Below are 22626 nucleotides of genomic sequence, written 5' to 3' on the forward strand. Positions count from 1 at the left end.
TCTTCTAGCGTCGCTGTCATGCGGAGGACCCTCATCGCCGGCGGGCTCGCGCTGCTTCTGCTCGCCACGGCCTGCGGGGAGGACAGCCCGCCCGGCCCGCCGGCCACGGCCGGCTCGCCGACCGCCTCACGGCAGGACCCGGGGCAGGTCGAGCGGACCCTGGCCAGCCTCCGCAAGATCGACGATCTGCCGATGTACGAGATGACGTACGACGGCGACTACGACCCCACCGCCGGGCTGGCCGGGTCGACGCCGCCGAGCCCGTTCGGCTGCTCGCTGTTCGCCGCGCTCGCCGACCGGGAGCGCCCGCTGTTCGCCCGCAACTTCGACTGGGAGCCGAACCCCGCGCTGGTGCTGCGCACCGACCCGCCGGACGGGTACGCCTCGATCTCCCTCGTCGACATCTCCTACCTGGGTGTCTCCGCCGACCCGACGGGGGACCGGCGGCTGCTGGACGCGCCGCTGCTGCCGTTCGACGGCATGAACGAGCGGGGTCTCGCGGTGGGGCTGGCCGCCGACGACGGGGCACGCGCCGAGCCGGTGCCCGGACTCCCGAAGGTCGGCTCGGTGCGCATCCTGCGCCTGGTGCTCGACTCCGCTGCCACAGTGGACGAGGCGGTCGCCGTGTTCCGGCGCTACAACCTCGACTTCGACGGCGGGCCGCCGCTGCACTACCTGCTCGCCGACGCGACGGGCGCGTCGGCGGTGGTGGAGTTCGTCGACGGGAAGATGACGGTGGACCGGCGACAGGGCCCGTGGCAGGCGCTCACCAACGTGCCCGCCGTCGGGGTGCCGGACCGGGAACTGCGTCAGGACCGCAGGTACGGGGTGCTGGCGAAGGAACTGGACCGCACCGGCGGGGTGGTCGACGCGGCCGGCGCGCTGCGGCTGCTGAACGCGGTACGCCAGTCGCACACCCGCTGGTCGGTGACGTACGGGTTGCGCAGCGGCGAGGTGCGGGTGGTGACTGCCGGTGGCGGCACCCGCGACTACCGGCTGCCGATGAGCTGACGGGTCAGCTCCAGACGGGTGGCGCCTGGCCGTAGGCGGGTGGCAGGTGCGGCCAGCTCAGTGGGTGGCCGTCGAGCCGCCCCGGTGGGCTGATCGCGGTCCAGCCGTTCCCGAGCGCCGTCCGGTAGGTGTCGGCCCGGCGCTCCGGGTCGTCGTCACCGCTCGACCGGGCCGGCCGGCTGCCCTGGTCGAGCAGCCACCGCGCGGTCCTGGCGAGGGACACCGAGACGTGGGTGGCCTCACCGGTGCGGGCGCGTCGCCCGAGCGCGGCCAGCGCACCGGCGGCGAGGAGGTAGCCGGTGGCGTGGTCGAGCAACTGGCAGGGCAGGGCACCCGGCCGGACGCCGTCGGTGCTCGTGGCCCAGCCGATGCCGGTGGCGATCTGCACTAGGCTGTCGAAACCGCGCCGGGTGCCCCACGCTCCGGTCGTACCCCACGCGGACAGCGTGACGACCACGGTGCCGGGGTGCCGGTCGGCGACCTGGTCCGGGTCCAGCCCGAGCCGGCGCAGCGCACCCGGCCGGTAGCCGGTCACGAGGACGTCGGCCTGGTCGAGCAGGCGGTGCAGCGCCGCGCGGCCGCTGTCCGTGCCGGCGTCCAGGAACGCGCTCGCCTTGCCGACCACGCCGTCGACGGCGTGCAGCGCCGGCTCCGGACGACGCGGATCGTCGACCCGCAGCACCTCGGCGCCGAGCGCGCCGAGCATCCGCGTGCCCACGGGGCCCGCGATGACCCGGGTCAGGTCGAGCACCCTCACCCCGGACGCCGGCAGCGGGCCCGGACCGGCCGGCGCGAGCGGGCCACGGCGCAGCGGCGTCATGGTCACCAGCGGCGGCGTCTCCGGGGTGCTCTCCGCCTGCCACTGCTCGGGGGTGCGGGCCGCCACGGCGAGCCCGCCGGCGGCGTACACGACACGTTCGACCTCCCGCGCCGGGCGGCCGGCGATCACGTCGGCCAGCCGCGTCCGCACCTCGGCGTCCGGACCGTCGGGCACGCCGAGGGACGCCAGCAGGGCGCTCCGGTGCCACGGGTAGTTCGCGTGGGTGCGCACCCAGCCGTCCGCGGCCCGCCACAGCCGGGACAGGGGAGCGAAGCCGTCGATGCCCCGCCCGTCGGCGTCGCGTAGCCAGACCTCGCCGCGTACCGCCGCCGCCACGTGTTCGCTGTCGAGCGCGATGTCGGGCCGCCGGCCGGTGCGCGCGGCGGCCAGCTCGGCGGCGGCGGTGAGGCAGGCGGCCACGGACGCGGTGGCGCAGTCGGCGACCGCCAGCGGCGACGCCAGCACCGAGGGCCGCGGATCGCCGGTCGGCGTGGGCCCGGCGGCGCCCGCCAGCCCGAGGTCCGCCAGCACACCCTCCAGCAGAGTTCCCACCCGGACATCTTCGCCGACTCGGGGGCGTCCGAGGCGGCTCACGCGGGGTGCCGCTGGTCACGCGCCGGGCCCGGTGCCCCCTCTCGGAGGCGCCGGGCCTGGCGACGGTCAGCGGGTCACCAGCTCAGGTAACCGGCCTGGGTCTGCACGTTCAGCTCGGGCACCAGCAGGAACTGCGCCAGCCAGGTACGAGGGTCACGCAGCTCCAGCACGTCCAGTCCCTTCTGGATGTCGCTGGAGTAGATGTGGCCGTTGTACCAGTAGGCCGACCAGGACCCGCCGGTACGCAGCTGCGTGGCGTCCAGCGGCCCGCGCTCCCAGTAGGCGATCTCGGTGGGCTTGCGGGAGTCGGTGAAGTCCCACACCGAGATGCCGCCCTGGTACCACGCCTGGACCATGATGTCGCGGCCGGGCACCGGGATCAGCGAGCCGTTGTGGGCCACGCAGTTCTCGGTGTCCGCGTTGGCCCGGGGGATCTTGTAGTAGCTGCGGAACTCCAGCTTGCGGGCGTCACCGCGGCCGGTGATGTCGTAGACGGCGTCCGCGCCCCGGTTCGGGCCGACCTCCTCGTTGCAGGTGGCCGCGCCGCCGCCGCCCAGCTCGTCGGTGAAGACGACCTTGGTGCCGGCGTTGTTGAACGTGGCGGAGTGCCAGAACGCGAAGTTCACCGCGTCGGTGACCCGCTCGATCACCCGGGGCGCCTCGCGGTCGGAGATGTCCAGCAGGATGCCGTCACCCATGCACGCACCGGCGGCCAGGTCCTTCGCCGGGTACGCGGTGATGTCGTGACAGCCGGTGGTGGCCGACGACTGGCCGGGGATGCCCGGGTATCCGCCGTCCGGGAACAGGTTCGGCGTGGCGATGACGGAGGCCGTGGTGGGGTCCTTCACCGGCACCTTGACGATGGAGATGGAGTCGTGCGGCGGCTGGCAGTCCGGGAACTCGGCCCGCGGGCTGTACGAGGAGACGTACAGGTAGACGTTCCGCTTGTCCTTGCCGGGCACCAGCGTGTGGGTGTGCGAGCCGCACGCGGTCTCCACCGACTTGATGTAGCGAGGGTTGCGCTTGTCCCGGATGTCGAAGATCTTGATGCCCTCCCAGGACTCCTTCACCGACGCCGGCTGGCTGGTGCTGGCGCAGGAGTCGTCGCTGCGGGAGGAGTCGGTCGATAGGAACAGCAGGTTGCCGTGGACCGAGATGTCGTTCTGCGAGCCGGGGCAGAGCACCTGGGACACGATCGCCGGGCGGCTGGGGCGGGAGACGTCGTAGACGACGAACCCGTCGTAGTTGCCGACGAAGGCGTACCGGCCCTGGAAGGCGATGTCGGTGCCCAGTGCGGCAGTGGTGTCGAACGGCGCCTGCTTCGGCAGGTTCGCCACCTGACGCAGGTTGGGGCTGCTGGAGATCTCGTCGACACCGGGGACGGCGTCGTCCACGGTGGCCGGCGCGGCCTCGGCCCGGGGGACCTCCTGCGCGCTGCTCGGCGGTGCGGTGAAGACACCGGCGAGCAGCAGGCCGGCGGCGGCGAGGCTGACGGTCCGGACTCGGGACGTGCGGATGTTGATCATCGGCAACACCCTTCGAAAGGGGGTCATGATTCGCCACACCCTACCTATTTGAGACGGCCATCAATGTGATCCGGGTCACACTTGGGAACTTTCGTCTATGGATAGGATCGCTGTCACCTTGACCGGAGGAGCCGTCGTATGACCAGCCGGCAGGCGCGTGTGTGGGTGGGCGTCACAGCACTTGTGACCCTCGTGGTGGCCGGCGCGTTCGCGCTGGCCGGGCGCGAGGACACCCGTACCCCGGAGGCGGCCGCGACCACGGCGGTGGCCGCGCCGAGCGCGAGCACCGCCGTGCCGGCGCCGCCGGTGGTGGTCCCCGGCCGGCCGGGGGAGCCCGCCGCCACCCGCCCCGCCGAGCAGGTCCGGGGCGCCACCACCCCGCGATGGAACAGCCTCGACGTCTGGTACGTCCGGATGATGATCCCGCACCACCAGCAGGCCTTGGAGATGGCGGCCCTCGCGCCCGAGCGCGCCGCCGACGCGCGGATCCGCGCCGTGGCGATGCGGATCCGTGCCGCACAGGGGCCGGAGGTCGGCCTGCTGCGCGCCTGGCTCAGCGAACGCGACCTGCCCGCCGACGTGCCCGGGCACGACCACGGCAGCATGCGCGGGATGCAGTCCGCCGAGGCGATGCGGCGGCTCGGCGACGCGCGCGGGGCGGCGTTCGACAGGCTGTTCGTGCGGATGATGTCCGACCACCACCGGGGCGCGATCGTCATGTCCACCGATCTGCTGAAGGTCGGTGTCGACCAGCCGATGCAGGAGTTCGCCACAGCGGTGGCCGTCGAGCAGTCCGCCGAGATCACCCGCATGCGGGCGCTGCTGACCCCCTGACCTGGGGGAGGGTGAGCGGGCGGCCCTAGGCTCTCGGGTCGTGAACCGCCTGATCCTCGGTTGTCCGCTGCGTGCTGTCGCGTTCGACGCGGCCGTGTGCGGGTTCGTCGTGTTCTTCGCGCTGTCCGGCTACCTCGCCGGGCACACCGGGATCCCGGCGACGGTGGTCGGCCTGGCGATGGCGGTGGCGCTGTTCCTCCGGCGTACCCACCCGTCGGCCGTGGGCGCCCTGGTGGCCGCGCTGGCGCTGGTCCAGGTGATCGCCGGCTGGGGTCCGCTCAGCTACGACATCGCCGTGCTGATCGCCCTCTACAGCGTGGTCAAGTACGCCGGCCGGCTGCGTGACGGCATCGTCGCCGGGGTCGTCGCCGTGCTCGGCGGGGTGCTCGCCGCGCTCCAGTCGCCCGGCGTCGGGCCCTGGTGGATGGGCGCGTTCTTCTACGCCCTCATCGTCGGCGCGGTCTTCCTGGCCGGGCTGAACCTGCGCACCCGCCGGCTATACGTGCTCAGCCTGGAGGAACGCGCCGCCACGCTGGAGCGGGAACGGGAGGCGGAGACGCGCGCCGCCGTCGCCGAGGAACGCACCCGCATCGCCCGCGAGCTGCACGACGTGGTCGCCCACAGCATGGCCGTGATGATCGTGCAGGCGGACGGGGTGCGGTTCACGCTGGACCGGGACCCGGCCACGGCCCGGGAGGCGGCCAAGGTGGTCGCGGACACCGGGCGGCAGGCGCTGGAGGAGATGCGGCGGCTGGTCGGCGTACTCCGGGAACCGGACCGCCCGGAGTCGCCGCCGGCGGCGGACGAGCCGGCCGCCGAGCCGGCGCACCGGTGACCCGCGCTGGTGGAACTGCCCGCGTTGCTCGACCGCTTCCGCGCCGCCGGGCTGCGGATCACCTGCGGCGGCGCCGGCCCGCCGCGGGCGCTGCCACCCGGCCTCGAGCTGACCGTCTACCGGGTGGTGCAGGAGAGCCTGACGAACGCGCTCAAGCACGCCGGTGTCGGCGCGTCGGTGGAGCTGACGCTGGACTGGGGCGCCGACGCCGTCGTGGTCCGCGCGGTGGACGACGGCGGCGGCGCTCCGGTGGTCCGGCCGGCGCCGTCCGGCGGGCACGGCCTGGTCGGCATGCGGGAACGGGTGGGGGTGTACGACGGCAGCCTCGCCGCCGGCCCCACACTCGCCGGTGGCTGGCGGGTCCAGGCGCGGCTGCCACTGCCGGCGGCGGCCGGCACTGAGGAAGGGAGCGCGGCGGCGTGACCGTGCGGGTGATGATCGCCGTGGTGGTGGCCGGCTTCGTGATCGCCAACACCTTCGCCATCGTGCTCGCCCAGCGCTCCCGGCGTACCGCGCTGCTGCGCCTGGTCGGCGCCACCCGGGGGCAGATCTACCGGGCCACGCTGTCCGAGGCGGCGGTGACCGGCCTGCTCGCCTCGGTGGCCGGCGGCCTCGGCGTGCTGCTCGCCGGAAGCGGCGCGCCGCTGGGCAGCGGGCTCACCCTCACCCCGCGTACCCTGCTGCTGTCGGCGGTGGACGCCGGTGACCCGGCGGACCTGGGGCCGGGGTCGGTGCTGGTGCACCGTGAGCTGGCCGCCGCGCGGGGCTGGACGGCCGGCGCCACGATCACGCTCGCCGGCCGCCCGTTCCGGGTCGCCGCGGTGGTGGCCGACGAGGAGCCGGTCCTGGCCGGCAGCCCGGTCCCCGCCGGTCACCTGGTGGACGTGCTGGACGCCGACGTCACCGCCATGTTCCCCGCCGAGCGCGGCTACCTGGCCGAGGTGGACCCGGCCGCCGGGGTGAGCGCCGACGCGGCCCGGACCGCTGTCGAGTCGGTGCTGGCCCGCTACCCGACGGTGAACGTGATGGACCAGGCCGCGTACAAGAAGATGCTCACCGGCACCGTCGACCTGGTGCTCGGGTTCGTCACCGCGCTGCTCGGCCTCGCCGTGGTGATCTCGCTGGTGGGCGTCGCCAACACGCTCAGCCTGTCGGTGGTGGAACGGACCCGGGAGACCGCCGTGCTGCGCGCGGTCGGGCTGAGCCGGGCCGGGATGCGGGGGGTGCTCGCGGTCGAGGCGGTGCTCACCGCGCTCGTCGGCACGATGCTGGGCGTCGCGCTCGGCACCGGCGTGGCGGCCGGGGCGATGGCCGTGGTGGCCCGCATCGGCGGTGACTTCACGCTGGTGCTGCCGTGGGCGCGGATCGGGCTGATCGTCGCGGTGGCGGTGGTGGCCGCGCTGCTCGCCTCGGTCCTGCCGGCCCGCCGGGCGCTGTCCCGCCCGGGTGGTGGCGTCGCTCGGCGCGGACTGAGCGCCGCCGCCCGGACACGGACGAGCCGGCTCCGCGGTGGGCGGGGCCGGCTCGTCGCTGCCGTGCGTCAGGGCTGGGTGGCCGGCTGCCCGCCGGTGTCACCGCCGCCACCGGGACCGGTGCCCGGGTCGGCGGTGGTCGGGTCGGGCGCGGGCGGCGTGGTGGGCGCCGTCGTCGTCGGTGCGCTGGACGGCGTGCTGCTCGGCTCGCGGGTCGGTGCCGGCGCCTCCGTCACGCTCGGCTGGGCCGACGGGGTCGGCGAGGCGCTCGGCGTCACCGAGGGCGTGGCCGACGGCCGGCCACCCGGGCCGACCGGACGGTAGGTGTACTCGTCGCTCGCCGACGGCTCGTCGGCGACCGGCTCCGCGGCCGGGTCGCTCGGCGCGACGGCGGGCGCCGTCGAGTCGATCTTCGTGGCCGGCTCGGTGGTGTCGTTCGCGGCGGCCACCAGCGCGCCCAGCGCGCCCATCGCCACCAGCACCGCGCCCAGCGCACCGACGAGCGTGCCGCGCCGGCCCCGCCGCCGCGAGGTCGCCACCGCGGCGCCCGGGCGGACCGCCGGCTGGTCGTCGCGGGACCGCGCCGAGCCCGCCGCGCCGCGTAGCGCCGTCGTCGCGGCCGGCGAGTCGGTCCGCGCGGCCCGGGCCGCGTCGGCCATCGCCGCGGCGCTCGGATAGCGGTCGGCCGGATCCTTGGCCAGCGCCCGGGACACCAGCTCCCGCACCGCCGGCGGGATCTCCGCCGGCAGCTCCGGCGGCTCGTCGTCGAGATGGCGTACGGCCACCTGGAGCGGGTTGTCGCCGGTGAACGGCGGGCTGCCGGTGAGGCAGCAGTACGCGACGGCACCGAGCGCGTACACGTCGGTGGCGCCCGAGACGGGCCGGCCGGCGGCCTGCTCCGGCGCCATGTAGAGGGCGGTGCCGGGCACCGCGTTCGTGCTGGTGATGCTCGTGACGTTGGTCGAGCGGGCCACCCCGAAGTCGACCAGGACCACAGTGCCGTCGTCCTGCACCAGCAGGTTGCTCGGCTTCACGTCGCGGTGGACGATGCCGCGCCCGTGCGCCGCGTGCAGCGCCTGCGCCACCTGGGCCACGATCGACATGGTCTCGGCCACCTCGAGGCACCCGGCGTCCTCGATCCGCCGGGACAGCGGCTCACCGGCGACGAACTCCATCACCAGGTAGTCGGCCCGCCCGCCGCTGGGCAGATCGTCCTCGCCGCAGTCGAAGACCTGGACCACGCCGGGATGGCGCAGTGAGGCCATGATCCGCGCCTCGGCGCGGAACCGGGCGATGAAGTCGGGGTCGGACACCAGGGCGGGAAGCAGCACCTTCACCGCGACCGGACGGCCGAGGACCAGGTCGGTGGCACGCCAGACGTCGCCCATGCCGCCGGTGGCGACACGGTCATCCAGGCGGTACCGACCGCTGAGTACGACGTCTGAGGACAGCACCCCCATACCGTACCCACAGCGGGCGCGAAGTATTTCCCGCGAGATCCGTGCCCGGCTCCGGCTGCCCGATCGGCCGGGTGTCCGACAGCCGGTACGCCGATCGGCTGATCGTGATCGACCCGGTACGATCGGCCAGAAAGTCACCCGCCCCCGCGTGGCGGGTCCTCCCGCGGCGGCGCGGTCCGCAGCGGTGAGCGTCGCGGCCGCCCTCGGTGTTACCACGACACGCCGGAGTCGGCGCTAGACATTTCTCTCTGTTTTCCCGGCGGCCGACGCCTTGCCGACGCGCCCGCGCGGGTTCCCGCGTCGGCCCGACTCCCGGCCGCAGCCGGCCGCCGGTACGGTATGTCCCGCCGACGCCCGCTGCCGCGGGCGGTGTTCCATGGCGCACCGCACGCTCGTGCGCGTGCCTGATCAGCTCACCGGGGGGGCGAGTGCGGATGGCGGTGTGGCCACCGGCTGCCGTTGACGCCCGGCGCCGGGCCGTCAGCCGGGCCGGACGGCGCGCGTGACGGCCGAGCTGAACGAGGCGGTCGCCGCTGCCCAGGCGGGCGACGAGGAGGCGTTCCGATTCCTCTACCGCAGCCTGCAACCCGCCCTGCTGCGCTACCTGACCGCGCTCGTCGGGACCGACGCCGAGGACGTGGCCTCGGAGGCGTGGCTCCAGATCTCCCGCGACCTGCCGTCGTTCACCGGCGGCGAGTTCCGCGCCTGGGTGGTCACCATCGCCCGCAACCGCGCCATGGACCACCTGCGCCGGCAGCGGCGACGTCCCTCGGTGCCGGTGCCGGTGCAGGCGCTGAACGACCTGGCCGCCGACGTCGACACCGCCGACCGGGCCGGCGAGGCCATCGCCACCGAGAACGCGCTGGCGCTGATCCGTACGCTGCCGCCGGCGGAGGCCGAGGCGGTGATGCTGCGGGCCGTGATCGGCCTGGACGCGGAGACCGCCGGGCGGGTGCTGGGCCGGCGGGCCGGCGCGGTGCGCACCGCCGCGCACCGGGGCCTGCGCCGGCTGGCCGCGATGCTGGAGCGCTCGGCGGCGGCGCGGGCCGCGCCGGACGACGTCCGGGACGCCACCGCGCCGCGTCCCCGTACCGACCGCCAGGTGCCGCACGCGCCCGAGGCCGAGCCGGCGGAGGGCTGACGTGAGGGGAGACGGCATGCACGATCGCCGGTCCGGCGGGCCCGCCGACCGGGCGGAGTCCGACCGCCTGCTCGACGCCGCGCGCGCCGGCACGCCGCCGGCGGCCGACGCGGACCCGCTGACCCGGCTGCTGTCCGCCGCGGCCGGACCTGCGGAACCCGGCGAGGTCGCCGGGGAGGAGCAGGCGCTCGCCGCCTTCCGGGCGGCCCGGACGTCCGGGGCGTCACCGGCGGCCGGACCGGTTGCCGCGCCGCGTCCGCGCCGGCGCCTGCGGATCGCCGCCGCGCTGTCCGGGCTGGCCGCCACCGCCGTCGCCGGGGTGGCGTTCGCCGCGGTGCGCCTGGACCGCGAGCCCGAGCCGGTCCTCCCGCCCGCCACCACGGCCCGCCCCACCGGCGAGGGCCCGACCGGCGCCGGCCCCGCCGTCACCGGCCCCTCCCGGCCGGCGCCGAGCACACCGGCCGGCGACGCGTCCGACGCGACGTCACCGCCGGCTGCGACACCGAGCGTGACGCCGAGCGGCGCGACCCCGCCGTCCGCGTCCCCGACCCGCGGGAACAACAGCATGGCCGGGCACTGCCGCGCCTACCTGGCCAAGTCGGAGCGGCAGCGGGCGAAGGCGCTCACCGCACCGGGCTTCGCCGACCTGGTGACCGCGGCCGGCGGCCCCGAGCAGGTGGAGAGCTACTGCCGGAACCTGGTGGACGAGCCGGCGGAGGACCCGGACGACGAGGACGACTGAACGCCACCGCGCAATCAGATTCCGGACAATAATTCATCTCCCTGGGCAAGCGGATCTCATCTGTTAGACAGAGGATGGTGGGACGGCGTCCCGTGCCGTCCCGGCCGGGCCCGCCGCGACGACGTGGCCGCCCACCGCCGAGGAGGAGCCGTCCCATGGTGATGTCACCGGACCTGGACCGGGCAGTCGTCCTGGGGGGCGAGGAAGCGGCCCGGGGCCACCTCGCCCGGATCTGCTTCAAGACCGGTCCACCCGCACTCGTCGGCGTCGAACTGGAATGGACAGTGCACGACGCCGCGGACCCGGCTCGGCCGGTCGACCGCGAGCGACTACGCGAGGCGCTGGGGCGGCACAGCCCCGTGACCCTCGACCCCACCAGCCCGGCCGGCGAGCTCCGGCGCGGCGGCGCCGTGACCGTGGAGCCCGGCGGGCAGGTGGAGATCTCCGCGATGCCGCGCTCGTCGGTCGCCGCGCTCATCCTGGCCACCGAGGCCGACGTCGCCGAGCTGCGGGCCCGGCTGGACGCCGCCGGCCTGGTGCTCGGCCGCAGCGGGATGGACCCCTGGCGCCTGCCCCGGCCCGTCGTGGAGACCCCCCGCTACCGGGCCATGCGCCGGGCCTTCGACCGTCGCGGCCCGGCCGGACGGGCGATGATGTACAGCACCGCCGGCCTCCAGGTCTGCCTGGACGCGGGCGAGCCGCAGCACCTGGCGCAGCGCTGGGCCGCCGCGCACGCCGTCGGCCCGCCGCTGCTCGCCGCGTTCGCCACCGCCGACCGGCATGCCGGCCGCCGCACCGGCTGGGCGTCCGCCCGGATGGCAACCTGGCTGGCCATCGACCCGGCCCGGACCAGGCCGGTGTGGTCGCCGCGGCACGCCGACGAGGAGCCGGTGACGGCCTGGACCGGGTACGCGCTCGCCGCGCCGCTGCTGTGCGTACGCGGCGACGGCCCGGACTGGACCGCGCCGCCCGGTGTCACGTTCGCCGACTGGCTGGCCGGCGCGCTGCCCCGCCCGCCCACCACCGACGACCTGGAATACCACCTGAGCACGCTGTTCCCGCCGGTACGCCCGCGCGGCTACCTGGAGCTGCGCTACCTGGACACCCAGCCCGGCCCGGAGTGGACGGTGCCGCTGGCGGTGCTGGCGGCGCTCTTCGCCGACCCGGCCACCACCCGGGACGCGCTCGCCGTGGCCGGTCCGGTCGCCGACAGGTGGCACGCGGCGGCCCGGTGCGGGCTGGCCGAGCGTCCCCTGGCGAGCGCCGCGGCGGCGCTGTTCGACCTGGCCCTGACGGCCCTGCCCCGGCTCGGCCTGCCGGACGGCATCCACGACGAGACCGATCGAGCGATCCGGCGGCGCCGCGCCGCCGCGGAGAGGGGACACCGGTGACCACCACCGAGCGACTACGCGACCGGATCGCCGCGGAGCTGGAGCGGACCCGGGCCCGTACCGCCCTGCTGACCGACGCGGTGGACGACGACGACCTGGTCCGGCAGCACTCCACGCTGATGTCGCCGCTGGTCTGGGACCTGGCGCACGTCGGCAACCAGGAGGAGCTGTGGCTGGTCCGCGACGTCGGCGGCCGTGACCCGGTGCGCCACGACATCGACGACCTCTACGACGCGTTCAAGCAGCCCCGCAAGGACCGGCCGGCGCTGCCGCTGCTGCCGCCCGCCGAGGCCCGCGCCTACGTGCGGACGGTCCGGGACAAGGTGTTCGACCTGCTCGACGGCATCCGCTTCACCGAGCGTCCCCTCGTCGCCGACGGGTTCGCGTTCGGCATGATCCTGCAGCACGAGCAGCAGCACGACGAGACCATGCTCGCCACCCACCAGCTGCGCGCCGGCGCCCCGGTGCTGGACGCGCCGCCCCCGCCGGAGCCCCGGGCCCGGGTCGGCGGGGAGGTACGGGTGCCGGCCGGCCCGTTCACCATGGGCACCTCCACCGACCCGTGGGCGCTGGACAACGAGCGCCCGGCGCACACCGTCGACCTGCCCGCGTACCTCATCGACGCCGCGCCGGTGACGAACGGCCAGTACCGGGCGTTCATCGCCGACGGCGGGTACGACGAGCCACGCTGGTGGAGCGAGGCCGGCTGGCGGCACCGCGTCGAGGCGGGCCTGAGCGCGCCGATGCACTGGCGGCGCGACGGGGACGGCTGGGCGTACCGCCGGTTCGGCCGCTGGTCGGCGGTACGCGACGACGAGCCGGTGGTGCACGTCTGCTGGTACGAGGCACAGGCGTACGCGGCGTGGGCCGGCAAGCGGCTGCCCACGGAGGCGGAGTGGGAGAAGGCGGCCCGCTGGGATCCGGCGACCGGCCGGTCCCGCCGCTACCCGTGGGGTGACGAGGACCCGACCGGCGAGCACGCCAACCTGGGCCAGCGGCACCTGTGGCCGGCGCCGGTGGGCGCGTACCCGGGCGGCTCCTCGCCGCTGGGCGTGCACCAGCTCGTCGGCGACGTGTGGGAGTGGACCTCCTCGCCGTTCCGGGGGCACCCGGGCTTCACCGCGTTCCCCTACCGGGAGTACTCGGAGGTCTTCTTCGGCGACGACCACCGGGTGCTGCGGGGCGGCTCGTTCGGCACCGACCGGGCCGCCTGCCGGGGCACGTTCCGCAACTGGGACTACCCGATCCGGCGGCAGATCTTCAGCGGGTTCCGCTGCGCCCGTGACGCCGGCCCGGAGGAGTGAGCCGGCCCGATGTGCCGTCACCTCGCGTACCTCGGTCCACCGGTGCTCCTGCGCAGCCTGCTGTCCGACCCGCCGTACGGGCTGCTGCGCCAGTCGTGGGCGCCGCGTGACATGCGCGGCGGCGGCACGATAAACGCCGACGGCTTCGGCGTCGCCTGGTACCCGGACGACGGCGACCCGGTCCGCTACCGGCGGGCGCAGCCGATGTGGAGCGACACCACGCTGCCGGAGCTGGCCGCCGTGACGCGGGTGCGGGCGGTGCTGGCCGCCGTCCGCTCCGCCACCGTCGGGATGCCGCTGCACGAGACCGCCGCCGCACCCTTCGCCGAGGGGCGGTGGCTGTTCAGCCACAACGGCGTGGTGCGGGGCTGGCCGGACAGCCTGGTCCCGCTCGCCGCCGGCCTGCCCGTCCGCGACCTGATCACCCTGGACGTGCCGACCGACTCGGCGTTGCTGTGGGCGCTGGTCCGGCACCGGCTGCGCGCCGGCGCCCCGCCGGACGCGGCGGTGGCCGACACCGTCGCGGCGGTCACCGCCGCCGCTCCCGGCTCGCGGCTGAACCTGCTGCTCACCGACGGTACGACAGTGGTGGCGAACACGGCCGGGCACGCGCTGTCGGTGCGCCGCGGCCCGGGCTCGGTGCTGCTGGCATCCGAACCGTTCGACGACGACCCGGCCTGGCGGGCCGTGCCGGACGGCCGGCTCGTGGTGGCGACCACGGGCGGGCTCGACGTGCGGGAGACGACCGCCGCCTGACGATCCGTACCCACCGCAAGAGAGGACACTCGATGAGCGCGGAGCCGCTGGAGATCCACCTGGAGCAGCAGGACCTCGACCGTGGTCTGCGGGAGGACGTACGGGTCGGGCTGGCCGCGACGCCGAAGTGGCTGCCGCCGAAGTGGTTCTACGACGCCCGGGGCAGCGAGCTGTTCGAGGAGATCACCCGCCTGCCGGAGTACTACCCGACCCGGGCCGAGCGGGCGGTGCTGGCCGCGCACGCCGACGACGTGGCCACCATGACCGGCGCGAAGACGCTGATCGAGCTGGGTTCGGGCTCGTCGGAGAAGACCCGGCTGCTGCTGGACGCGTTCACCCGCCACGGCGACCTGGGCACCTTCGTGCCGCTGGACGTGTCGGTGAGCGCGTTGCGGTCGTCCACCGAGCAGATCGCCGCCGCGTACCCGGGGCTGCGGGTCCGGGGGATCGTCGGCGACTTCACCCGCCACCTGGACCGGCTGCCCACCGGCGGCCGGCGCCTGGTGGCGTTCCTCGGCGGCACGATCGGCAACCTGCTGCCGGCGGAGCGGGCCGGGTTCCTCACCGCGATGCGCGCGGCGCTGGAGACCGGCGACTGGCTGCTGGTCGGCACCGACCTGGTCAAGGACCCGGGCGTGATCGTGCCCGCCTACGACGACGCGGCGGGTGTGACCGCCGAGTTCAACCGCAACGTGCTCCGGGTGATCAACCGCGAGCTGGGTGCGGACTTCGACGTCGACGCGTTCCGCCACGTGGCCGTCTGGGATCCCGAGCGGGAGTGGATCGAGATGCGGTTGCGCGCCGAGCACCCGACCCGGGTGCGGGTCCTGGACACCGATGTGGTGTTCGCCGCCGGTGAGGAGCTGCGGACCGAGGTGTCGGCGAAGTTCCGGCCGGAGGGGATCGTCGCCGAGCTGACCGCCGCCGGGTTCGACAGGCGGGCGTTCTGGACCGATCCGGACGGGTTGTTCGGGGTGAGCCTGGCCCGGGCCGACTGAGGCTCGGGGTGGCCGACCACACCCGGTGACCGGCCGGGCCGGTGATCGGCTAGGCTGGTCGGCGCGAAGGGGAGTAGCCCCCAATGTCGTGGTCGACACACTGGTGCGTTCCGCACCCGGCCACGCGGCCCCGGTCCCCGGGGCGGGCGAGACCTTCGACTCAGGCTGTCGCAGCCGGGTCGAGGGCGCCCCCGTTCCTCCTCCCGGCTTGATCGGGAAGGTTCACATGGAGGGTTTCCTCGTCGCGCTGGTGGTCAGCTTCGGCGTCATCTTCGTGGCCGAGCTGGGCGACAAGTCCCAGCTCATGGCGCTGACGTTCGCCACGCGGTTCAAGCCGGTGCCGGTGCTCATCGGCATCACGATCGCCACCGCCGTCGTCCACCTGGCCTCGGTGGCCATCGGGTACGGCCTGGGCGCCGCCCTGCCCACCGGGTGGATCTCGCTCATCGCCGGTGTGGCGTTCCTCGGCTTCGGCGCCTGGACGCTGCGCGGCGACAAGCTGACCGAGGAGGAGAAGCGCAAGGCCGAGCGCGGCGGCAAGTCCGCCGTCATCGCCGTCGGTGTGGCGTTCTTCCTGGCCGAGCTGGGCGACAAGACAATGCTCGCCACCATCACGCTGGCCACCAAGTACGGCTGGTTCGGCACCTGGCTCGGCTCGACACTCGGCATGGTCGCCGCGGACGCGCTGGCGATCCTGGTGGGCCGGATGCTCGGCCGGCACCTGCCGGAGCGGACCATCCGCTACGGCGCGGCGGTGCTGTTCGCCATCTGCGGCCTGTGGCTGATCTTCGAGGCGGTCGCCGAGCTGAACTGACCGCAGCGACGCCGGCCGCCGTTCCCGCTGCGGGAACGGCGGCCGGCGTCGTCAGGCCGGGCCCTGCTGGTAGACGTCCGGTACGCCGTCACCGTCGGCGTCCCGGCTCTCGCGCTCACTGATCCGCCGGTAGGCCCGGTTGCGGCGGACCAGCACCACCGAGGCCAGCAGGGCGGAGGTGAGCGAGCCGAGCAGCACCGCCACCTTGACGCCGTCCTCCTCCGGGCTGCCGGGGCCGAACGCCAGCTCGCCGATGAGCAGCGACACGGTGAAGCCGATGCCGGCCAGCAGCGCGAGCCCGGCCAGGTCGGCCCAGGTGATCTCCTCGTCCAGTTCGGCCCGGGTGAACCGGGCGAGCAGGTACGTCGACCCGAACACGCCGATCACCTTGCCGAGCACCAGCCCGGCGGCGACCGCGAGCACCACCGGGCTGGTGAGCACGCCGCCCACATCCACCCCGACCAGCGTCACCCCGGCGGCGAAGAAGGCGAAGACCGGTACGGCCAGGCCGGCGGAGACGGGCCGCCAGCGGTGCTCCAGCCGCTCGGCCAGCCCGGGTGCGCCGTCGCGCCCGCGCAGCACCGGCACGGTGAACCCGAGCAGCACGCCCGCCACTGTGGCGTGCACACCGGAGGCGTGCACCAGCGCCCAGGCGGTCACCGCGAGCGGGATCAGCGCCCACCACCAGGTCCGCCGCTTCTGCACGAGCAGCCCGAACGCGGCGATCGGCAGCAGCGCGGCGAGCAGCGGCAACGGGTGGAACGCGTCGGTGTAGAAGATCGCGATGATGGTGATCGCGAAGAGGTCGTCGACCACGGCGAGGGTGAGCAGGAAGGCGCGCAGCCCCTGCGGCAGGTGGGAGCTGACCACGGCGAGCACGGCGAGTGCGAAGGCGATGTCGGTGGCGGTGGGGATGGCCCAGCCGCGCAGGCCGGTGCCGCCGGCGCTGAGCGTCACCGCCAGGTAGATCAGCGCGGGCGCGACCATGCCGCCGAGCGCGGCGATCACCGGCAACGCGGCCCGGCGGGGGTCACGCAGGTCACCGGCGACGAACTCGCGCTTGAGCTCCAGACCGACCACGAAGAAGAAGATCGCCAGCAGCCCGTCGGCGGCCCAGGTGCGCAGGTCGAGGTCCAGGTGCAGCCCGGCGCCGCCGGGCCAGGGCACCCAGTGGCTCAGTTCGGCGTACCCGGCCCGCCACGGCGAGTTGGCCCAGACCAGGGCGAGCACCGCGCCGAGCAGCAGCAGGCCGCCACCGACCGTCTCGGTGCGCAGCACGTCGGCCAGGAAGCGGGCCTCCGGCCAGGAACGGCGGGACAGCAGGCGGGGGCGGTGCGGGGTGTGCTGGCGCATGCGGGATCCGTTCGGAAGCTGGGGTCGGCGGAGTCATCGCCGACCAGGCTTCCCGGCACACCGGGACCAACCCTATCGGGCGTCCGCCACCGCCGGCGAGCCGCTCTCCGGCCGATGGGACGCCGATCCCACCTCCTGGGTACGGCGTCCCATCGGCCGCCGGGTCAGCGTTGCCCGGGCAGCGCCGGCAGGGACACACCGGCCGGCTCGCAGAAGGCGGCCATCCGCTTGACCAGCTCCTCCGGGTCGGCGTACGGGTCCAGCCCGCGCACCTCGTCCGGGTCCAGCGCGGGCACCGCGACGTGGGAGATCAACGGGTGCAGCGGACGGCTGTCCACCTCGTCGGCGCCGAACAGGTGCTCGTGCAGCTTCTCGCCCGGGCGCAGGCCGGTGAAGACGATCTCCACCGGCCCGCCCGCCTCGGCGGCCAGCCGGCGTGCCACGTCGGCGATCCGGACCGGCTCGCCCATGTCGAGCACCAGCGCCTCGCCGCCCCGGCCGATCGTCGCGGCCTGGAGCACCAGCTGCACCGCCTCCTGGACGGTCATGAAGTATCTGGTGACCTCCGGGTGGGTGACGGTGATCGGCACACCGGCCCGGATCTGCGCTTGGAACGCGGTGAGCACCGAACCGCGGCTGCTCAGCACGTTGCCGAAGCGGACGCTCAGGTATCTGCCGTCGAGCCGCTGCGCGTGGTACGCGGTCAGCCGCTCGGTGATCCGTTTGGAGTAGCCGAGGACGCTCGTCGGGTTGGCCGCCTTGTCGGTGGAGATGTTCACGAACTCGGCGACGTCCCGGCACGCCTCCAGCACGTTGAGCGTACCCAGGATGTTGCTCTTGATCGCCTCGCCGGGGTGGCGCTGGAGCAGGGTGAGGTGCTTCAGCGCCGCGGCGTGGAACACCACGTCGGGCTGCCGGTCGGCGACCACCCGGGCGATGCCCTCGGCGTCGCGGATGTCGGCCAGGATCAGCTCCGGGCCGTCCAGCAGCGCGCGCCCGTGCAGGGACATCTGCAGCGCGTGCAACGCGGACTCGTCGCGGTCGAGCATCATCAGCTCGTCGGGCTCGCAGCGGGCGATCTGCCGGCACAGTTCCGAGCCGATCGAGCCGCCCGCGCCCGTGACGAGCACGCGGCGGCCGGCCAGCCCGCCGCGTTCCACGCTCAGCTCGGCCACGCGGTGCGCGCGGCCCAGCAGATCGGTGAGCTGGAGGTCGCGTACGTCGGTGGCGGCCACCGGACGGTCGAGCACCTCGCGCACCGGCGGCAGGACCTTGAACGCCGCCCCGGCCTCCAGCGTGCGGGTGCGCACGTCGCGCAGCAGCCGCGGGTCGGAGCCGCTCATCGAGAAGATGACAGTGCTCGCCCGGGTGGCCCGGACGGCGGCGGCGATCTGCTTTCGGCCGCCGAGCACGCGCAACCCCTCCAGCCGCAGACCGCGGCTGTCGGGCGCGTCGTCGAGCAGTCCCACCGGCCGGTAGCTACTGTCCGGGTCCTGCAGCAGCACCCGGACCAGCCGCTCGCTCGCCGCGTCCACCCCGTAGACCAGGCAGCGTTCGGCGTGTCGCGCGGCGGTCGGCCGGCGGTCGGCGTGGGCCCGCCAGAGGCTACGGGCGGTCGCCATCACCACGAGCGCCACCGCGCCGCCGACCAGCGGCGTGCTGGCCGGGACCGGGTGCGGCGTCCACGGCAGCACGGTGGCGAAGCCGGCGGCCGCGACGAGCGCGACGGTGACGGCCACGCCCTGCGCGTCGCCGGCGCTGCCGATCGGATACCTGCCGTAGATCCGGAACCGCAGCAGCGTGAGCACTGCGTACAACGCCGCGCAGGCAAGCGCCAGGCCGAGGGTGCGGACGCTGACGGCGGCGGTGAGGTCGAACTCGTACCGGGTCCAGGCGGCGCCGAGAAAACCTCCGCACCACGCGGCCGTGTCCAGCGTTAACAGGGAGGAGGTGGCGGCGCGGTGGGTGATCCGGCCGGACGGTTGTGCGGCGGTGATCGCGTCACGATCCATGGGCTGCCTCTGCGTCCTATCCGTATTGAAAGGATTAGACCGTCTGTGTCTGTTCGGTCGTTTAATGTCGTCCAGTCACGTAACGTCGTGAATAGGCGATTCGATCCTGGCATGGCGACTGGGGTTTTTAGGGGGCTTTCGTGCAGTTTCATCGGCAGACCGGCGTGTCGCGAGGGGGAGCGTGATGGATGTTCTCGGCTACCTGCGCCTGGTCCGACGCCACTGGTGGATCGTGCTGGTGACCGTGATGCTCGGTCTGGGCACCGCCGCGCTGGTGACGGTCCGGACGGCGCCTCAGTACGAGGCCTCGGTGACGTTCTTCGTCACCACGCCCAGCCAGGGGGTCACCGACGCCTACCAGGGCAGCCTCTTCCTCCAGCAGCGGGTGAAGTCCTACGGTGACCTGCTCACCAGCGACCGGCTGGCGCAGAACGTGGTCGCCGACGCGCCGCTCGGCCTCACCGCCGACCAGGTGCGCAGCCGGATCAGCACCGCCACCACGACCGGCACGGTCCTGCTCAAGGCGACGATCACCGACACCGACCAGACCCGGGCGCTGAAGACCACCGAGACGCTCGCGACGAAGTTCACCGAGCTGGTACGCAAGGTCGAGACGCCACCGGACGGCAAGGCCCCGCCGATCAACATCGAGGTGGTGAGCGGACCTCGCGTCACCTCCAGCCCGGTCTCGCCGCAGCCCACCCGCAACCTGGTCCTCGGTGGTGTGCTGGGCCTGCTGCTCGGCGCCGGCCTGGCCGTGCTGCGCGGGCTGGCCGACGTCCGGATGCGCGACGGCGCCGGCCTGCAACGGGTGACCGGCAGTCCGCTGCTCGGCGAGATCCCGTACGAGACCGGCGCGCGGTCGGCGCCGCTCATCGTCGGTGACGCGGCCACCTCGGCCCGCGCCGAGGCGGTCCGCAAGCTGCGCACCAACCTGCGCTTCGTGGACGTGCACGAGCCGGCCCGGGTGATCGCGGTGACCAGCGCGCTTCAGGGCGAGGGCAAGACCACGATGGCCTGCAACACCGCCATCGCGCTCGCCGAGGCGGGCTGGCGGGTGTTGCTGATCGACGCCGACCTGCGCCGCCCCAAGGTCGCCGACTACCTCGGGCTCGACGGCGGCGTCGGCCTCACCGACGTGCTCGTCGGCGACGTGCAGGTCGGTGACGTGGTGCAGCGCTGGGGGGAGAAGTCGCTGCTGGTCCTGCCCAGCGGCGCCACCCCGCCCAACCCGAGCGAGCTGCTCGGCTCCAAGTCCATGGCGGACCTGCTGGTCGCGCTGCGGGACTCGGCGGACATCGTGGTCATCGACACCGCTCCGCTGCTGGCCGTCACCGACGGTGTGGTGGTGGCGGTGCAGGCCGACGGCGCGCTCCTGATCACCCAGCAGGGGCGTACCTCCCGCAGCCAGGTCGCCGCGGCGGCGCACGCGCTCAGCTCGGTCTCGGTGCGCCTGCTCGGCTGCGTGCTGAACATGGCCAAGGTGGGCAAGGCGGACGCCTACCAGTACGAGGCGTACAAGGTGGTCGTGCCCGCGACGCCCTCCGTACCGGCCGACCGGGCCGGCACCCGCCGGGGCGCGAAGCCCGTGGGCGACCGGACGCAGGAACTCACCCGGCTGTCGCGATGAGCGCGAGCACGGGCCGGATCGACAGCTCGATCTGCTCGGCGCACCGCCGGAAGTCGGCCGGCGAGCCGCCGATCGGATCGCGCAGGTCCTCCGCGTCGGGGGCGGCGGGTTGCAGCCGCCCCCGGGCGCGGACGGCCGCCGACACCGCCGCCCGCAACGGCGTGCCCGCCATCGCCTCCGCCTCGGCGGGGCGGGCCTCGGCCGCCAGCCGGGCGAACTGCCGCAGCGTGAACGTCCGGGCCAGCACGGCCGGGGCCAGCGCGGTACAGGCCGAGCGTTGTCGGCGGGTCGCGGTCAGCACCAGCGCCGCACCGGTCAGGTGCTCCGGGCGCAGCCGGCGGGTGCGGAAGGCCGCCGGGTCCGCGCCGTCGCGCGCGGTGACCTCGACCGCGTACGGGTGCATGGCCGCCCCGTCGATCGCGTCGGTCCCCGCGCTGGTCACCGCCAACGGCAGGCCGGTCAGCATCCGGCGGGCGATGAACTCCGCCATCGGTGACCGGCACATGTTCGCGTGGCAGACGAAGAGCACCTCGTCGACCATCTGCACCCCTCTCGTCGGCATTGTCGCGACGGAGGGTGCCGCGACGGCGTTCTTCCGGCAGTCGCGGCCGGACGCAGAGGGGATGCGGGAATGGTACGCGGTGCGGCGCCCGGCCGTCCGGAAAGCCGCGCCGGGAGCGCGGCCATGAGGGTCGGCATCCTCACCTACCACTTCCCGCCGGAGCCGGCGTTCGTCCCGGGCAGCCTGGCCGAGGAACTGGTGGCCCGGGGCCACGAGGTACGGGTGCTCACCGGGTTCCCGGACTACCCCGGCGGCCACGTCTATCCCGGCTGGCGACAGCGCTGGCGGCACCAGACGCACAGCGAGCGGCTGACCGTGCGCCGGGTGCCCCGGTACGCCGCGGGCGACGGTTCCGCCCGTGCCCGCACCGCGAGCTGGCTGTCCTTCGCCGGCAGCGCCGCGCTCGCCGGCCGGGGCCTGCTGCGCGACGTCGACGTGCTCTACGTCTACGGCCACCCGGCGGTCACGTTTGCCGCCACCGGGCTGCGACGGCTGCTCGGCCGCACGCCGACAGTCCTGCACGTGCAGGACGTGTGGACCGAGCGGGACGGGCGCGCGGAGGGGGACAGCGGGTGGCCGGCGCGGCTGGAGGCCGCCACCCGCCGCCTCTACCGGGAGGCGGCAGTGGTGGCTGTCGGTTCGCCGTCCATGGCGGATCTGGTCCGTGCCGGCGGGGCCGACCCGGGCCGGGTGCGCACCGCGCCGAACTGGACCGACGAGCGTGTCTTCCGGCCCACCCAGGCCGGTCCGGCCGTGCGGCGGCTGGTCCGCCGGGACGACCGCTGCGTGGTGATGCACGCCGGGACGATCGGCGCGCGCCAGGATCTGGAGACGGCGGTCCGCGCGGCGGCGGCCCTCGGCGACCGGATGGACCTGGTGCTCGTCGGCTCGGGTCCGCAGGAGCGGCGGGTGCGAGGGCTCGCCGCCGATCTCGGCGCGGACAACGTCCGGTTCCTGGAGCGGCGGTCCGCTGTGGACATGCCGCAGCTCTACGCCGCCGCCGACTACCAGCTCGTGGCCCAGCGCGACCTGCCGGAGCTGCGTGGCCGGGTGCCCGGCAAGCTCCAGGCCGCGCTCTCCTGCGCCGCGCCGGTGGTCGCCTCCGCCGCGGGGGAGACGGCCGAGGTGGTGGAGCGGGCCCGCGCCGGCCTGTCCTGCCCACCGGAGGACTGGGCGGCGCTGGCCGACCGCTTCTGGCTGGCCGCCGCCATCCCGCCGGCCGCCCGGCTCGACATGGGCAGGCGGGGCCGCGACGCGTACCTGCGGGACATGTCGATGCGGGCCGGTGTGGACCGGATCGAGGCGCTGCTGCACGAGGCGGCCGAGCGGACGTCGAACCGAACAAAGCTCGCACACAGCCGATAAATCGTC

The 22626-nt window shown here is 74.6% G+C and carries 17 protein-coding genes and 2 pseudogenes; 13 read left to right on the forward strand and 6 right to left on the reverse strand.

Translation table 11 applies throughout. The features are described from left to right. Nucleotides 1–18 precede the first annotated feature (18 nt). Nucleotides 19–1011 carry a carcinine hydrolase/isopenicillin-N N-acyltransferase family protein gene (locus AB0B20_RS16025; protein ID WP_357471329.1) on the forward strand — a complete coding sequence of 331 codons (993 nt, stop codon included), beginning with the start codon at nucleotides 19–21 and terminating at the stop codon, nucleotides 1009–1011. A 4-nt stretch (nucleotides 1012–1015) separates the two neighbouring features. Here AB0B20_RS16025 and AB0B20_RS16030 read toward each other — a convergent pair whose 3' ends face one another. Together AB0B20_RS16030 and AB0B20_RS16035 are read right to left on the reverse strand one after the other, a co-directional pair. Beyond that, nucleotides 1016–2383: a CoA transferase gene (locus AB0B20_RS16030; protein WP_357471332.1), complete on the reverse strand. Its 1368-nt coding sequence runs from the start codon at nucleotides 2381–2383 to the stop codon at nucleotides 1016–1018. 116 nt (nucleotides 2384–2499) lie between these two features. Next, nucleotides 2500–3951, reverse strand: coding sequence for a hypothetical protein (locus tag AB0B20_RS16035; protein WP_357471335.1), 1452 nt, complete (start codon nucleotides 3949–3951; stop codon nucleotides 2500–2502). A gap of 138 nt (nucleotides 3952–4089) precedes the next feature. On the opposite strand from AB0B20_RS16035, the gene AB0B20_RS16040 reads away from it, so the two are divergent. From AB0B20_RS16040 to AB0B20_RS16050, 3 genes and pseudogenes are all read left to right on the forward strand, one after another. Beyond that, nucleotides 4090–4785, forward strand: a complete 696-nt coding sequence (locus AB0B20_RS16040; protein WP_357471338.1) for a DUF305 domain-containing protein — start codon at nucleotides 4090–4092, stop codon at nucleotides 4783–4785. A 40-nt stretch (nucleotides 4786–4825) separates the two neighbouring features. Continuing rightward, nucleotides 4826–6043 (forward strand): annotated as a pseudogene (locus AB0B20_RS16045) (histidine kinase). A gap of 32 nt (nucleotides 6044–6075) precedes the next feature. Beyond that, nucleotides 6076–7093 (forward strand): annotated as a pseudogene (locus tag AB0B20_RS16050) (FtsX-like permease family protein); the annotation flags it as partial. Nucleotides 7094–7160: 67 nt separating this feature from the next. Here the strand turns inward: AB0B20_RS16050 and AB0B20_RS16055 are convergent. Then, nucleotides 7161–8552, reverse strand: coding sequence for a protein kinase (locus AB0B20_RS16055; protein WP_357471340.1), 1392 nt, complete (start codon nucleotides 8550–8552; stop codon nucleotides 7161–7163). Between the two features lie 502 nt (nucleotides 8553–9054). Between AB0B20_RS16055 and AB0B20_RS16060 the strand changes: the two genes are divergently transcribed. The 7 genes from AB0B20_RS16060 (at nucleotide 9055) to AB0B20_RS16090 (ending at nucleotide 15698) form a co-directional block, all read left to right on the forward strand. Then, a complete protein-coding gene (locus AB0B20_RS16060) occupies nucleotides 9055–9693 on the forward strand; it encodes an RNA polymerase sigma factor (protein WP_357391238.1) in 639 nt (212 codons plus the stop codon). A gap of 16 nt (nucleotides 9694–9709) precedes the next feature. Beyond that, nucleotides 9710–10435: a hypothetical protein gene (locus AB0B20_RS16065; protein WP_357471343.1), complete on the forward strand. Its 726-nt coding sequence runs from the start codon at nucleotides 9710–9712 to the stop codon at nucleotides 10433–10435. A gap of 155 nt (nucleotides 10436–10590) precedes the next feature. Further along, the gene (gene egtA, locus AB0B20_RS16070) at nucleotides 10591–11826 is read left to right on the forward strand and encodes an ergothioneine biosynthesis glutamate--cysteine ligase EgtA (RefSeq protein ID WP_357471346.1); all 1236 of its coding nucleotides are present in this window, start codon (nucleotides 10591–10593) and stop codon (nucleotides 11824–11826) included. Further along, nucleotides 11823–13130, forward strand: coding sequence for an ergothioneine biosynthesis protein EgtB (gene egtB, locus AB0B20_RS16075; RefSeq protein WP_357471350.1), 1308 nt, complete (start codon nucleotides 11823–11825; stop codon nucleotides 13128–13130). The genes egtA and egtB overlap by 4 nt, the downstream gene beginning before the upstream one ends. 9 nt (nucleotides 13131–13139) lie before the next feature. After that, a complete protein-coding gene (gene egtC, locus AB0B20_RS16080) occupies nucleotides 13140–13886 on the forward strand; it encodes an ergothioneine biosynthesis protein EgtC (RefSeq protein WP_357471353.1) in 747 nt (248 codons plus the stop codon). Between the two features lie 32 nt (nucleotides 13887–13918). After that, on the forward strand, nucleotides 13919–14884 hold the full coding sequence (gene egtD, locus AB0B20_RS16085) for an L-histidine N(alpha)-methyltransferase (RefSeq protein WP_357471356.1): 966 nt from the start codon (nucleotides 13919–13921) through the stop codon (nucleotides 14882–14884). A 226-nt stretch (nucleotides 14885–15110) separates the two neighbouring features. After that, nucleotides 15111–15698, forward strand: coding sequence for a TMEM165/GDT1 family protein (locus AB0B20_RS16090; protein ID WP_357391227.1), 588 nt, complete (start codon nucleotides 15111–15113; stop codon nucleotides 15696–15698). Between the two features lie 51 nt (nucleotides 15699–15749). On the opposite strand, the gene nhaA is transcribed toward AB0B20_RS16090, so the two are convergent. Together nhaA and AB0B20_RS16100 are read right to left on the reverse strand one after the other, a co-directional pair. After that, on the reverse strand, nucleotides 15750–17051 hold the full coding sequence (gene nhaA, locus AB0B20_RS16095) for a Na+/H+ antiporter NhaA (protein ID WP_357471359.1): 1302 nt from the start codon (nucleotides 17049–17051) through the stop codon (nucleotides 15750–15752). 164 nt (nucleotides 17052–17215) lie between these two features. Next, nucleotides 17216–19063, reverse strand: a complete 1848-nt coding sequence (locus tag AB0B20_RS16100) for a nucleoside-diphosphate sugar epimerase/dehydratase (RefSeq protein ID WP_357471364.1) — start codon at nucleotides 19061–19063, stop codon at nucleotides 17216–17218. A 184-nt stretch (nucleotides 19064–19247) separates the two neighbouring features. On the opposite strand from AB0B20_RS16100, the gene AB0B20_RS16105 reads away from it, so the two are divergent. Further along, nucleotides 19248–20693, forward strand: a complete 1446-nt coding sequence (locus AB0B20_RS16105) for a polysaccharide biosynthesis tyrosine autokinase (protein WP_357471367.1) — start codon at nucleotides 19248–19250, stop codon at nucleotides 20691–20693. Here AB0B20_RS16105 and AB0B20_RS16110 read toward each other — a convergent pair. Next, nucleotides 20674–21255 carry a low molecular weight phosphatase family protein gene (locus tag AB0B20_RS16110; protein ID WP_357471370.1) on the reverse strand — a complete coding sequence of 194 codons (582 nt, stop codon included), beginning with the start codon at nucleotides 21253–21255 and terminating at the stop codon, nucleotides 20674–20676. The two genes, AB0B20_RS16105 and AB0B20_RS16110, sit on opposite strands and share 20 nt — an antisense overlap. Before the next feature lie 123 nt (nucleotides 21256–21378). On the opposite strand from AB0B20_RS16110, the gene AB0B20_RS16115 reads away from it, so the two are divergent. Next, a complete protein-coding gene (locus tag AB0B20_RS16115) occupies nucleotides 21379–22620 on the forward strand; it encodes a glycosyltransferase family 4 protein (protein ID WP_357471373.1) in 1242 nt (413 codons plus the stop codon). Nucleotides 22621–22626: the final 6 nt, after the last annotated feature.

It is taken from the genome of Micromonospora sp. NPDC049151 (assembly GCF_040648395.1).
Taxonomy (GTDB): domain Bacteria; phylum Actinomycetota; class Actinomycetes; order Mycobacteriales; family Micromonosporaceae; genus Micromonospora.

What these genes read in the sequence shown, in the direction of transcription:
- AB0B20_RS16105 (WP_357471367.1), top strand. Translation starts at nt 19,248, where the DNA reads ATGGATGTTCTCGGCTACCTGCGCCTGGTCCGACGCCACTGGTGGATC.
- AB0B20_RS16040 (WP_357471338.1), top strand. Translation starts at nt 4,090, where the DNA reads ATGACCAGCCGGCAGGCGCGTGTGTGGGTGGGCGTCACAGCACTTGTG.
- egtC (WP_357471353.1), top strand. Translation starts at nt 13,140, where the DNA reads ATGTGCCGTCACCTCGCGTACCTCGGTCCACCGGTGCTCCTGCGCAGC.
- AB0B20_RS16100 (WP_357471364.1), bottom strand. Translation starts at nt 19,063, where the DNA reads ATGGATCGTGACGCGATCACCGCCGCACAACCGTCCGGCCGGATCACC.
- AB0B20_RS16115 (WP_357471373.1), top strand. Translation starts at nt 21,379, where the DNA reads ATGAGGGTCGGCATCCTCACCTACCACTTCCCGCCGGAGCCGGCGTTC.
- AB0B20_RS16025 (WP_357471329.1), top strand. Translation starts at nt 19, where the DNA reads ATGCGGAGGACCCTCATCGCCGGCGGGCTCGCGCTGCTTCTGCTCGCC.
- AB0B20_RS16055 (WP_357471340.1), bottom strand. Translation starts at nt 8,552, where the DNA reads ATGGGGGTGCTGTCCTCAGACGTCGTACTCAGCGGTCGGTACCGCCTG.
- egtA (WP_357471346.1), top strand. Translation starts at nt 10,591, where the DNA reads ATGGTGATGTCACCGGACCTGGACCGGGCAGTCGTCCTGGGGGGCGAG.
- egtD (WP_357471356.1), top strand. Translation starts at nt 13,919, where the DNA reads ATGAGCGCGGAGCCGCTGGAGATCCACCTGGAGCAGCAGGACCTCGAC.
- AB0B20_RS16090 (WP_357391227.1), top strand. Translation starts at nt 15,111, where the DNA reads ATGGAGGGTTTCCTCGTCGCGCTGGTGGTCAGCTTCGGCGTCATCTTC.
- AB0B20_RS16065 (WP_357471343.1), top strand. Translation starts at nt 9,710, where the DNA reads ATGCACGATCGCCGGTCCGGCGGGCCCGCCGACCGGGCGGAGTCCGAC.
- AB0B20_RS16035 (WP_357471335.1), bottom strand. Translation starts at nt 3,951, where the DNA reads ATGATCAACATCCGCACGTCCCGAGTCCGGACCGTCAGCCTCGCCGCC.
- nhaA (WP_357471359.1), bottom strand. Translation starts at nt 17,051, where the DNA reads ATGCGCCAGCACACCCCGCACCGCCCCCGCCTGCTGTCCCGCCGTTCC.
- AB0B20_RS16110 (WP_357471370.1), bottom strand. Translation starts at nt 21,255, where the DNA reads ATGCCGACGAGAGGGGTGCAGATGGTCGACGAGGTGCTCTTCGTCTGC.